Consider the following 11,502-nt stretch of genomic DNA (forward strand, 5'->3'; position numbering starts at 1 on the left):
GAGGCGTGCGCCGTCTAGTCGGCGCGTCGCCCGTTCTTCCGCACGAGGACAAGGCGCGTCATGAGAAACGTCAACGGGATGGTCGCCGCGATCACGATCAAGGGTGCGACCTTCTCGTCGATGCCATGCTCGACGAGCACGCGCAGGAGGACGGTTCCCAGCAGGATCTGCACGACGTAGACCAGCGGGAACGCCAGTGCCGCCTTGCGGTCCAGCGGCTGGCGGAACACGAGAAGCGCATTCACGAGATAGCTCGTGACGATGCCGACCAGATAGGCGATCACGTACGCCACTTCGTAGCGCACGGCCATGAGCAACAGCAGGTACACCAGATAGGTGAATCCTGTATTGAGGGCGCCGCCCACAAGGAAGCGCAGGCCCTCGCCGATGATTTGCCTTCGAAACACGGTAGGGATCATCTGTTTATCGCGTTGCCGCAAGGCCTGTGATGGTGGCACGTCGGTGACGGGATGCGAGCACCCGGAGAGGTGTCACGAGGGCTTCGGACGGCGATGCGCGGATCGACAAATGCGACGTACCGGAAATCATTCCGGCACGCCGCCTTCCCCCCGATAATCCCGACGACGGATCAGCCGATCAGGAAATCCTTTTCCTTCTTGCCGGCCGCGAGCGCATCGGCGAACCAGCGCGGGCGCTTGCCGCGACCCGACCAGGTCTGGCTCTTGTCGGCGGGATTGCGGTACTTCGGCTTGACCTTCGCGCGAGCCTTGGCACGGCCCCCCGTTCCGAGCACGTCCTCGACGGTGAAACCTTCCGCCTTGATGAGGGCATGCACCTTCTCGCGCACTTTGACGATCTTTTCGGCGGCCAGGTCGTTCTGGCGCTGCTGGGCGCGGGAAATCAACTCGCCGAGCTGGTTGTGATTGAGATTCTTGATGTCGATGGCCATGCAATGGGTTCCTGTAACGGTGGTCCGATCGGATGTTATTCGGACCCGGATAGCATGACATTGGCGTTGTTTGAAATAAACCCCATTCAAGATCCGTGTTTTATCGGGTTCCGCAGCCCGTATATTCCGGGTATTCGGAATACCTGCCTAATGCGTGGCCCGGCCCACGCCTGCGCCATGGCTTGCCCGTCCTGCCGGTGCCCACTATCGTGTGCGAAGGGGGCCGGGATCCCGACCGGCTGGTGTCATCGGAACCGACGCGCCGGCGTGAGCGCGCGCCGGCACCTTGGGTGGTGGAGGCTTTCACGATGGGTCTGCTCGACGATCTCGAGGGCGAGGCGCAGAAGCGCCGCGCGGACGAGGATGATTCCGCGGCGCGCAAGGCGGCACGCGAAGCCGCTTATCGCACCACGCTCGAGCCGGCGCTCGAGAGCTTCCATGGTTACCTCGGCGAACTCGTCGCCAAGCTCAAGGAGCTGCAGCCGCGTATCGCGATGCGCTACGCCGTGCCCGGTTACGGCGACGTGGTCGGCTATGTCGAACACGAGTACGAGCTGCGCATGGAGCGTCAGGCTTCGGCGCGGAGCGTGTTCCTGACGATGCCGTGCGCGATCGCGAGCCAGGAATGCCCGGCGGTGCAGGTCGAGGGCGCGACGCGCGTCCGCGCCCTGGCCGCGCTGTTCCAGCGCCATCGTCTCGGCGCAATGCTCGCTCCCGCGAAGGATGCCTCGGGCGAGGTCGTGTCGGGCACGTTCAAGGCGCGTGGCAGGATCACGCTCGCGGCGCGTTTCCATGCCGATGCGTCGACCGGGCAGTTCCGCCTCGACTTCAACAACTTCGACGACTTGTCGATGGCCACGAAGCTCGTGCCGCCCGACCAGGTCAACGAGGCGCTGTACGACGAGATCGGGCGCTATCTCATGCGTGAGCCGACCGAACTCATGCGCGAGGCGCTGCCCGACGACTATCGCGCCCAACTGCGCGAGCGCGTGCAACGGCAGGAGATCCGGCGACGCTGGGAAGCGCAGATCGGCGATCGCCAGCAGGCCGAGGTCGCGATGCTCAAGCGCGAGTACGGCATCACGGCGCGCTTCGCGCGACTCGGCGGGGCGATGGACAAGCTGCGCGGCCTCGTGGGCCGCAAGAACCCCTGAAACGGCCCGCCGCGTCGTGCGCGGCGGGCACCTGCATCACGCGAACAACGCGAGCAGCTCGTCGCGCGACAGCGTGCGGTTCTCGCTCTCGCCACGGCGTCGGTACTCGTACGTGCCGGCCGCGAGCCCGCGATCGCCGATGACGATGCGGTGCGGGATGCCGATCAGCTCGGCGTCGGCGAACATCGGGCCCGGGCGCAGGCCGCGGTCGTCGAGCGCGACCTCCACGCCGAGCGTGGCGAGTTCGTCGTACAGCGCCTCGGCGGCGGCACGCACGGGCTCGCTCTGCGCGAGGTTGATCGGGCAGATCACGACGCGCCACGGCGCCATCGCCTCGGGCCACACGATGCCGGCTTCGTCGTGGTTCTGCTCGATCGCCGCGGCGACGATGCGGCTCACGCCGATGCCGTAGCAGCCCATCGACATGACGCGCGCCTTGCCTTGGTCGTCGAGCACGGTCGCGCCGAGTGCCTCGGCGTACTTGGTGCCGAGCTGGAACACGTGGCCGACCTCGATGCCGCGCGCGAGTGCGATCGTGCCTTCTCCGTCCGGCGAGGGATCGCCCTCGACGACCTTGCGCAGGTCGGCGATGCGCGTGACGCGCGCATCGCGCTCCCAGTTGGCGCCGCGCAGGTGCTTGCCGTCGGCGTTCGCGCCGCAGACGAAGTCGGCGAGCACGGCGGCCGAGCGATCGACGATGACCGGGATCGAGTCGGGCAGGCCGACCGGACCGATGAAGCCGGGCTTGCAGCCGAGTGCGCGCACGATCTCGGCTTCGTCGGCGAGCACCGACTCGCCGGGCATCTCGTCCAGGCGCGCGGCCTTGATCTCGTTGACCTCGTGGTCGCCGCGCACGCACAGCGCGACGAGACCGTCGCGCCCGCGCACGAGCAGGGTCTTGATGCACTGCGTGGCATCGACGGCGAGGAAGGCCGTGAGGTCGTCGATCGTCTTTTGGGTCGGTGTGTCGACCGTTTCGAGCGTTGCTGCGGGAGCAGGGCGCGTGACGGCGGGCGCGACGGCCTCGGCTTTTTCGACGTTGGCCGCGAATGCGGAGCCGGTCGAGAAGGCGATCGCGTCCTCGCCCGAGTCGGCGATGACATGGAACTCGTGCGAGGCGCTGCCGCCGATCGCGCCGGTGTCGGCGTCGACCGCGCGGAACGTCAGGCCCAGGCGCGTGAAGATGCGCGAGTAGGCGTCGTACATGTTGCGGTACTCGCTGGCCAGGCACTCCTGCGTCGCGTGGAACGAGTACGCGTCCTTCATGAGGAACTCGCGCGCGCGCATCACGCCGAAGCGCGGGCGGATCTCGTCGCGGAACTTGGTCTGGATCTGGTAGAAGTTGACCGGCAGCTGCTTGTACGACTTGAGCTCGTTGCGCGCGAAATCGGTGACGACTTCCTCGTGCGTCGGGCCGTAGCAGTACAGCGCGTCCTTGCGGTCGCGGATCTTGAGCAGCTGGCCGCCGAACTTCGCCCAGCGGCCGGTCTCCTCCCACAGCTCCTGCGGCTGGATCGACGGCATCAGCAGTTCGATCGCGCCGGCGCGGTTCATCTCCTCGCGCACGATCGTCTCGACGCGGCGCAGGACGCGCAGGCCGAGCGGCGACCACGTGTAGATGCCCGAGGCGAGCTTGCGGATCATGCCCGCACGCAACATGAGCTTGTGGCTCACGATCTCCGCGTCGGCGGGGATTTCCTTGACGGTGGACAGGTGGAAGCGGGACAGGCGCATGGCGGGCGTCGCGATCGGGCGGAACCCGCCATTCTACAGCACCGCCTCGCCATGGGCGGCGCAGGTCACTCGCCGCAGAAGAGCTGGATCTGCTGCTGCGAGCGTGCGAGCCGTTCGCCGTGGGCGGCCTTCGCCTCGGTCGTCGCATCTTCCGCCGGCGCGCGCTGCTGGGTCGCCGTGAGCGTGCTGCGTGCGGTTTCGCAATTGCGCTTGATCTCGTCTTCGGAGTATCCCGCCGCAGCCGCCATCTTCGGGCCGGCCTTGGTCGACGGATCGGGTTGGGCTTCGGGCGTCGGGCTCGTGACACCGGTCCGCACGTTGAGCTTCTTCGCGTCGACGTTGGCCGGCGGCGGCGAATCGGAATAGTGCTTGACGCCGTTGGCGTCGGTCCACGAATACACCTGGGCTGCCATGGCGGCACCCGACCAGACGCCCGCGAGCAGGAGGAGGGAGATGAGACCGGCCTTCATGATGCACTCCGTGGCGCGCCGCGCCGTCGAGATGGGGCCCCTGACCGGGCCACTGGATAGCATTAGTGTACGCGCCTGACAAGACGCCCCCTGAATGCGGCGGCGGCGCGCACGGCGTCCGGGGATCCATCGGGTAAACTCGCCCCATTCCCGCACTGGCCCACGGCATGGACGAACGCCCCACGAACGCGCGCAAACCGCACCGCGGCATCTATCTGCTGCCGAACCTGTTCACGACGGGGGCGATGTTCGCGGGTTTCTACGCGATCATCGCGGCGATCGGCGGGCGCTATACCGAGGCGGCGATCGCCGTGTTCGTGGCCGGCCTGCTCGACGGCCTCGACGGACGCGTCGCGCGCATGACCGGCACGCAGAGCGAGTTCGGCGTGCAGTACGACTCCCTGTCGGATCTCGTCAGCTTCGGCCTCGCTCCGGCGCTGGTCATGTACACGTGGTCGCTGTCGTCGCTGACTGCCTACGGCTCGATGTGGGGCAAGGTCGGCTGGGCCGCCGCGTTCCTGTACGCGGCCTGCGCGGCGCTGCGCCTCGCACGCTTCAACACCCAGGTCGGCGTCGCCGACAAGCGCTACTTCCAGGGTCTGGCCAGTCCCGCCGCGGCGGGACTGTGCATGTCGTTCGTGTGGACGATCGAGAAGTTCGACATGAGCGGCCTCGACGTGCAGTTCGTCACGCCGGTCGTCGCCGTCGTCGCGGGCCTGCTCATGGTCAGCAACGTGCGCTACTTCAGTTTCAAGGCGTGGCCGATGTCGGACCGCGTGCCGTTCTTCTGGATCCCGGTCGCCCTGCTCGTGTTCGTCGCGCTCGCGATCGATCCGCCGCGCGTGCTGTTCGGCGTCATCGGCCTGTACGTGTTGTCGGGGCCGATCATGACGCTGTGGGGGCGTCGTCGCACGCGCGAGCAGCGTGCACAACGCGAGCGCGGCGACGCGTGAACGCCGTGCCGGCCGTGCGTGATGCAGGGGCCGGTGCCAGCGAAGCGCTCGCGCTCGCGTTCCTCGCCGACCTCTCGCAGGCGCTCGCGGTGTCGCTCGACCTGCGCTTGACGCTGACCGAGGCGATCACGCGCATCGCATCGTTCATGCAGGCCGAATCCGCCTCGCTGTTCCTGCTCGACCCGCACGAGCCCGTACTCGAATGCCGGGTCTGCGTCGGACCGGTCGATCTCAAGGGCGTGCGCATCGCGGTCGGGCAGGGCGCGGTCGGCCGCGCGGTCGCCGAGAACGCGAGCATCGTCGTCGACGAGGCCTCGGGCGACCCGCGCTTCGACGCGACCATCGACGCCGCGTCGGGTTTCGACACGCGCAGCGTGCTGTGCGCGCCGCTGTCGACGGCGCGCGGCCCGATCGGTGCGCTCGAGGTCGTCAACAAGCGTGGTGGCGGCAGGTTCTCCGAGCACGAGGCCGGGATCCTGCGCCTGATCGCGGCACCGACGGCCCTGGCGATCAACAACGCGCGCATGGCGCAGGAACTGGTCGAGCAGACGCGCATGCGGCGCGAATTCGACCTCGCACGGCGGCTGCAGAAGTCGCTGCTGCCGCAGCGTCGTCGCGACGGATTCCCGGTGCGTGGCGTCAACCTGCCGGCGAACGAGATCTCGGGCGACTTCTACGACTTCTTCGACCTTCCCGGGCGTCGCGTCGGCTTCGTCATCGGCGACGTGTCGGGCAAGGGCCTCGATGCGGCGCTGCTCATGGTGCGTGCCGCGGCGCTGCTTCGCTGGGTCGGCAAGGATGATCTCGCGCCCGGCCAGTGGCTCGCACGCGTCAACGACGAACTCTGCGAGACGCGTTCGCAGGGGCGCTTCGTCTGCGCGCTGGTCGGCGACTGCGATCGCGACGGCGGGAATGCACGCATCGCCGGTGCGGGCTTTCCGCCTGCACTCCTGCACCGCGACGGCCGATTCGAGGAATTCCACTCCGGAGGCCCGCCGCTCGGCATCCTGCCGGGACAGGTCTACGACGAGCACGTCGTCGAGATCGGTGACGGCGCGCTGTACTGCTTCTCCGACGGCGTCACCGATGTGCGCGACGCGCAGCGCCGCACGATCGGCGCACAAGGCGTGCGCGACCTCGTCGCGATGCATGCGGGCGCCTCACCCGAGCCGCGCCTGCGCGCGCTGCTCGCGGCGCTCAAGCACCTGCGCCTCGTCGACGACACCACCGTGCTGCTGATCGAGCGGCCGCGCGCGCGCGGGCCCGAGATCCTGCTCGAGCGTCGCTTCGCGGCGGATCCCTGCGAGCTGCGCGAGATGCGCTCCGTACTGCGCAGTACGCTCGACGACGCGGGCGTCGACACCGCATTGCGCGATAAACTCGTGCTCGCCGTCGACGAGGCGTGCTGCAACGTGATCCGCCACGCCTACGGGCCGCAGCGCACGGGCGACATCGCGTTGCGCGTGGCCAGCGAAGGGAACGTGCTCGAGTTCCGCCTGCTCGACTCGGCACCGCCGGTCGAACCGGGTTGCGTGTGCCCGAAGCCGCTCGGCGAGGTGCGCGCGGGCGGACTCGGCGTGGCGCTGATCGATTCGGTGATGGACGATTGGCGGATCGCCGCGCTGCCCGAGGGCAGCGGCAACTGCCTGACGATGCGCAAGCGCGTGGCAAGGAACGAGACAGGGGACGACGAGTGAACGGGATCGAGCAGGAAACCACCGACGGACGTGTGCTGATCCACCTGCGTGGCGAGGTCGACCTGTCGTGGTCGCAGCAGGTGCGCAAGGCGGTGCTCGACGCACTCGCCGCGAGTCCGCGCGTCGGTGTCGTGCTGCGCGAGGTCGGTTACATCGACTCGTCGGGCATCGCCGCGCTCGTGGAAGGTTTCCAGAACGCGCGCTCGACCGGGCGTGCGTTCGCGCTCGTCGCGATCAGCGACGCGGTGCGTGCCGTGCTCGAGCTCGCGCGACTGGACCGCGTGTTCCCCATCGTCGCCGACGCCGACGCGATTCCCGAACCCGCCGGCGGCGCGGCTTGGAAGCCCTGAGCGCGCCGCTCGCGCGGCTCGGCCGGGCCACGTTCGCCGTCCTCGGCGGACTCGGCTACGCGGCGCTGCTGCTCGTCGAGTCGCTGTACTACACCTTCGTCGGCTGGCGCCATGGCCAGCCCGTGCGCTGGCGCGCCGTGTTCGAACAGATGCGCCAGGTCGGCGTGGATGCGTTGCCGATCGTCTGCCTGCTCGCGTTCACGGTCGGGCTCATGCTCGGCATCCAGTTCATCGCCGCGCTCGGTGAGTTCGGCGCGCAGTCGCAGGTCGTGCTCGCCGTGGCCAAGTCGGTCACGCGCGAGTTCGGTGCGCTGATCACCGCGATCCTCGTGGCCGGGCGTTCGGGTTCGGCGCTGGCCGCGCGCATCGGTTCGATGACGGTCTCGCAGGAGGTCGATGCGCTCGCCGTGATCGGCATCGAGCCGGTGCGCTATCTGGTCGCGCCCGCGCTCATCGCGATGCTCGTGATGCTGCCTGCGCTCACGATCTTCGCCGATGCGGTCGCGATCTTCGGCGCCGCGCTGTACAGCGCGCCCGCGCTCGACGTGACGCCGACAGCCTACGTGCTGCAGACACTCGCGCTGCTCGAGCCCGGCGATGTCGGCCAGGGTCTCGCCAAGAGCGTCGTGTTCGCGCTGCTGATCACGCTGATCGGCGTGAGCACGGGCTTCTCGGTCACCGGTGGTGCCGAGGGCGTCGGTCGTGCGACGACGCGCGCGGTGGTGCTGTCGATCTGCTGGATCATCTTCGCCGACATGATCTTCAGCTTCTTCCTCAACCGATGACCGACGCCGCCCCGCCACCGCTGATCGAGGTCGAGAAGCTCGAGGCCTGGTACGGTCGCCGGCGCATCCTCAACGGCGTCGACTTCCGCGTCGGTGCGGGCGAGATCCGCGTCATCATGGGCGGCTCGGGCTCGGGCAAGAGCACGTTGCTGCGCCACATGCTCGGCCTCAACCGGCCCGTGTCGGGCAGCGTGCGCCTGTTCGGCACCGACATCGCGCATGCCACGGCGCGCGAGAAGCTCGAGCTGCGCAAGCGCATCGGCGTGTCGTTCCAGGGCGGCGCGCTGCTGACCTCGATGACGGTCGGCGACAACGTCGCGCTGCCGCTGCGCGAGCACACGCGCCTGGATGAACAGACCATCCGCATCATGAGCCGCCTCAAGCTCGAGGTGGTCAACCTCGGCGGCTTCCAGGACCTCATGCCGAGCCAGCTCTCGGGCGGCATGGTCAAGCGTGCCGCGCTCGCGCGCGCGATCGTCATGGACCCGCGCCTGCTGTTCTTCGACGAGCCTTCGGCCGGCCTCGATCCGGTCGTGTCGGCCGAGCTCGACGAGCTCATCCTGCGCCTGCGCGACGCGCTGCGCATGACAATCGTCGTGGTCACCCACGAGCTCGAGAGCGCGTTCAAGATCGCCGACACGATCACCGTGCTCGATCAGGGCGACGTGCTCATGACCGGCACCACGGCGCAGGTGCGCGCAGCCGACAACGAGCGCATCCAGGACCTGCTCAACCGACGTCCGCGCGAGGTGCATGTCGATGCCGATGCCTACCTGCGCCGCCTGACCGGCGAGGAGGCCGCATGAGCCGCATCGCGCGACGACGCGCACGACGCGGCCGGCCGGCTAGAATGGCCGCGTTCCTGCGGACCTTGCCCACGTGAAACGCGATACCGTCAATTACACCCTCGTCGGCGCCGTCGTCGCGCTCGCGCTCGTGCTGCTGCTGGTCGGGCTCGCGCTGATCACCGGGCGCAGCGGCGCGACGGCCGAGTACACGGTGCGCTACCGCAACGTGACCGGGCTGCGCTACGGCGCGCCGGTGTTCTACGAGGGCTACCGCATCGGCCAGGTCGGTGGCCTCGAGCCCGAGCGCGGACCGGAGGGCACGCGCTACCGGGTGACCTTGTCGGTCGACCGCGACTGGACGATTCCCGCGGACAGCGTCGCGCGCCTGCAGTCCAGCGGCCTGCTCGCCGACATGTCGATCGGCATCCGCGAGGGCCGCAGCGCCGACGTGCTCGCCGCCGGCGCCGAGATCGCCGGGGCCGAGAACGCCGACGTGTTCATGGCCGTCGGCGAACTCGCGGGCCAGGTCTCCGAGCTCACGCGCGACAAGCTCACGCCACTCGTCGCGCTGCTCTCGCAGCGCGTGGATTCGATTACGGGCGCGCTCGACGAGAGCACGCCGCAGATCCTCGAACAGGCCAATACGCTGCTCGGCCGCCTCAACGACGCCTCCGGCGCGCTAGACGACCTGCTCAAGCCGCAGAACCGTGCCGCGGTCGCGGGCATCCTCGGCAACGTGCAAGGCCTCAGCGTCGAACTGCGCGAGACGCGCCGCATGCTCGACGAGACCGTCGGCGAGCTGTCGGGCATGGTCAAGGACAACCGAGCCGACGTGCGCAATGCGGTCACCGACCTCGCCACCGTCATGGGCAGCCTGTCCAGCCGCATGGAAGTGATCACGCACCATCTCGAATCGGCCACGCGCAACCTCGACGAGTTCAGCCGCGAGATCCGCCGCAACCCGGGCCAGCTGCTGCGTTCGCCGCAGGGCGACAAGCTCGAGGAGGAACCGTGATGCGCGATGTCGCTCGCATGATGCGTGCCGTGTCCATCGCGGGCCTCGCCCTCGTGCTCGCGGCCTGCGGCGCGACGCCGACCGTGCCCGACCACACCTTCTACCGCATGCCGCGCCCGCAGGAGCTGCCGGTCGCGCAGGCACAGGTGTTCGAGCTGCCGGTCGTGGTCGGCCTGTTCGCGGCCGACGGCCTCTACGCCGACCGTGCACTGGTCTACGCGCTCGATGCCGAAGCCAACGAGTTGCGCCAGTACCACTACCAGCTGTGGACCGATCCGCCCACGCGCGTGCTGCAGCGCCGCCTGCAAGGCATGCTGCGACGCTCGGCGATCGCACCGCTGGTCGTCGACGAGCTCGCCGCGAGCCAGCAGGCGTTCCGCGTCAACGGCGTGATCCTGCGCTTCGAGCGTGTGCCGACCACCGACGGCGGCAGTCTCGCCGCGGTCGTGATCAAGCTGCGCATCGACCGTCCCGACGGCACGCCGTTGGTCGACGAGTTCTACCGCGCCGAAGTGCCGGCCGAAGGGCGTCGTCTCGGCGACACGGTCAACGCGCTCGGCCTCGCGGTCGACCGCATCTTCGCCGAGTTCCACGCCGACCTCGTCGAGGAGCAGCGCAAGGAGGCCGCGCATGTTCGATGACTACGGCCTGCGCCTGCTCGCCGAGATCGGCGTCGATGCCTACGTGCCGCGCGGTTCTGCTGTGCGGGAGTCCGCTGCTGCGTCGCCTGCGCAGGCTTCAGGGGGGCAACGTGCCGGGCCTGCCGCAGCGGTAGCGGAAGCCGCACCGCCCGCCGTCCCCGCGACGCGCGTCGTCGTCGTCTTCGGCTCGGCACCTTCGCCGCGCCTGTCGGCCGACCTGCTGCGCACGCTGCGCGCAGCGCGCCTCGATGCCGCGATCGCCGAGGCCGGCGACCTCGCCGCGCTCGATGCCGCGCGTGCGTGGATCGTGTTCGGCGAGTCGGTCGCACGCGGACTCGGCGCACAACTGCCCGCGCAGCGCCTGCGTGCAGTCGAATGGGTCGTCGCCGCCGAGCCGGCCGACGTCGCGCGCAGTGCCGCGGCCAAGCGCGCGCTGTGGGGCGAGATCAAGCGCCTGACCCGCGTCTTGGGCGCAGGCGCCGTGCGCAGCTGAGCGGGGCAGCGACGATGGCCGCGCAACCCGACACGGTGCCGCTCGCGACGTTCCGCGCGATGCGCGCGGAGGACCTCGACGAGGTCTCGCGCGTCGAACTGCTCGCGTATCCGTTCCCGTGGACCTGGGGCATCTTCCGCGACTGCATGAATGCCGGCTACGAGTGCTGGGTGCTCGTGCGTGCGCAGGCGATCGTCGGCTACGGCGTGCTGTCCGTCGCGGCAGGCGAGGCGCACATCCTCAACCTGTGCATCGCGCCGGGTGCGCAAGGTGGTGGCCTGGGGCGTCGCCTGCTCGCACGCCTCGTCGACCTCGCGCGCTGGCATCGCGCCGAGCGCGTGTTCCTCGAGGTGCGCCCATCCAACGACAAGGCGATCGCGCTGTACGACAGCGCCGGCTTCAACGAGATCGGCCGTCGCCCGAATTACTATCCCGCCAAGCGCGGCCGTGAGGACGCGCTGGTCATGGCGATGGAGCTGCTCGGAAACTGAGGCGGCCAAGCGGGCCGCGTC

At 69.1% G+C, this 11,502-nt stretch carries 14 protein-coding genes; 10 read left to right on the top strand and 4 right to left on the bottom strand.

The window, feature by feature from the left end; genetic code table 11:
* Positions 1-14 precede the first annotated feature (14 nt).
* Together ACQQ2N_RS10130 and ACQQ2N_RS10135 are read right to left on the bottom strand one after the other, a co-directional pair.
* Entirely contained in the window at positions 15-419 is a 405-nt protein-coding gene (locus ACQQ2N_RS10130) for a GtrA family protein (RefSeq protein ID WP_440225594.1), read from the bottom strand.
* 170 nt (positions 420-589) lie between these two features.
* Positions 590-910: an H-NS histone family protein gene (locus ACQQ2N_RS10135; protein ID WP_440225595.1), complete on the bottom strand. Its 321-nt coding sequence runs from the start codon at positions 908-910 to the stop codon at positions 590-592.
* 308 nt (positions 911-1,218) lie between these two features.
* On the opposite strand from ACQQ2N_RS10135, the gene ACQQ2N_RS10140 reads away from it, so the two are divergent.
* The gene (locus ACQQ2N_RS10140; RefSeq protein ID WP_440225596.1) at positions 1,219-2,064 is read left to right on the top strand and encodes a hypothetical protein; all 846 of its coding nucleotides are present in this window, start codon (positions 1,219-1,221) and stop codon (positions 2,062-2,064) included.
* A gap of 36 nt (positions 2,065-2,100) precedes the next feature.
* On the opposite strand, the gene ACQQ2N_RS10145 is transcribed toward ACQQ2N_RS10140, so the two are convergent.
* Both ACQQ2N_RS10145 and ACQQ2N_RS10150 read right to left on the bottom strand, forming a co-directional pair.
* Positions 2,101-3,798 (bottom strand): proline--tRNA ligase, encoded by a 1,698-nt coding sequence (locus tag ACQQ2N_RS10145; protein ID WP_440225597.1) that lies wholly within the window; start codon positions 3,796-3,798, stop codon positions 2,101-2,103.
* A 65-nt stretch (positions 3,799-3,863) separates the two neighbouring features.
* Positions 3,864-4,268: a DUF4124 domain-containing protein gene (locus tag ACQQ2N_RS10150; protein WP_440225598.1), complete on the bottom strand. Its 405-nt coding sequence runs from the start codon at positions 4,266-4,268 to the stop codon at positions 3,864-3,866.
* Between the two features lie 167 nt (positions 4,269-4,435).
* Between ACQQ2N_RS10150 and pssA the strand changes: the two genes are divergently transcribed.
* The 9 genes from pssA (at position 4,436) to rimI (ending at position 11,481) form a co-directional block, all read left to right on the top strand.
* Complete coding sequence (gene pssA / locus ACQQ2N_RS10155; RefSeq protein ID WP_440225599.1) at positions 4,436-5,221, top strand: CDP-diacylglycerol--serine O-phosphatidyltransferase; 786 nt, start codon at positions 4,436-4,438, stop codon at positions 5,219-5,221.
* Entirely contained in the window at positions 5,218-6,918 is a 1,701-nt protein-coding gene (locus tag ACQQ2N_RS10160; RefSeq protein WP_440225600.1) for an ATP-binding SpoIIE family protein phosphatase, read from the top strand. The genes pssA and ACQQ2N_RS10160 overlap by 4 nt, the downstream gene beginning before the upstream one ends.
* Positions 6,915-7,268 carry an STAS domain-containing protein gene (locus tag ACQQ2N_RS10165; RefSeq protein WP_440225601.1) on the top strand — a complete coding sequence of 118 codons (354 nt, stop codon included), beginning with the start codon at positions 6,915-6,917 and terminating at the stop codon, positions 7,266-7,268. The genes ACQQ2N_RS10160 and ACQQ2N_RS10165 overlap by 4 nt, the downstream gene beginning before the upstream one ends.
* Complete coding sequence (locus ACQQ2N_RS10170; RefSeq protein ID WP_440225602.1) at positions 7,256-8,053, top strand: MlaE family ABC transporter permease; 798 nt, start codon at positions 7,256-7,258, stop codon at positions 8,051-8,053. Before ACQQ2N_RS10165 ends, ACQQ2N_RS10170 begins: the two co-directional genes overlap by 13 nt.
* Positions 8,050-8,859: an ABC transporter ATP-binding protein gene (locus ACQQ2N_RS10175; protein WP_440225603.1), complete on the top strand. Its 810-nt coding sequence runs from the start codon at positions 8,050-8,052 to the stop codon at positions 8,857-8,859. The genes ACQQ2N_RS10170 and ACQQ2N_RS10175 overlap by 4 nt, the downstream gene beginning before the upstream one ends.
* 73 nt (positions 8,860-8,932) lie before the next feature.
* On the top strand, positions 8,933-9,856 hold the full coding sequence (locus tag ACQQ2N_RS10180; RefSeq protein ID WP_440225604.1) for an MlaD family protein: 924 nt from the start codon (positions 8,933-8,935) through the stop codon (positions 9,854-9,856).
* Positions 9,856-10,497 carry an ABC-type transport auxiliary lipoprotein family protein gene (locus tag ACQQ2N_RS10185; RefSeq protein ID WP_440225605.1) on the top strand — a complete coding sequence of 214 codons (642 nt, stop codon included), beginning with the start codon at positions 9,856-9,858 and terminating at the stop codon, positions 10,495-10,497. Before ACQQ2N_RS10180 ends, ACQQ2N_RS10185 begins: the two co-directional genes overlap by 1 nt.
* Entirely contained in the window at positions 10,487-10,990 is a 504-nt protein-coding gene (locus ACQQ2N_RS10190; protein ID WP_440225606.1) for a hypothetical protein, read from the top strand. Before ACQQ2N_RS10185 ends, ACQQ2N_RS10190 begins: the two co-directional genes overlap by 11 nt.
* 14 nt (positions 10,991-11,004) lie before the next feature.
* The gene (gene rimI / locus ACQQ2N_RS10195) at positions 11,005-11,481 is read left to right on the top strand and encodes a ribosomal protein S18-alanine N-acetyltransferase (protein ID WP_440225607.1); all 477 of its coding nucleotides are present in this window, start codon (positions 11,005-11,007) and stop codon (positions 11,479-11,481) included.
* Positions 11,482-11,502: the final 21 nt, after the last annotated feature.

It is taken from the genome of Dokdonella aquatica (genome assembly GCF_051987395.1).
Classification (GTDB): Bacteria; Pseudomonadota; Gammaproteobacteria; order Xanthomonadales; family Rhodanobacteraceae; genus Dokdonella.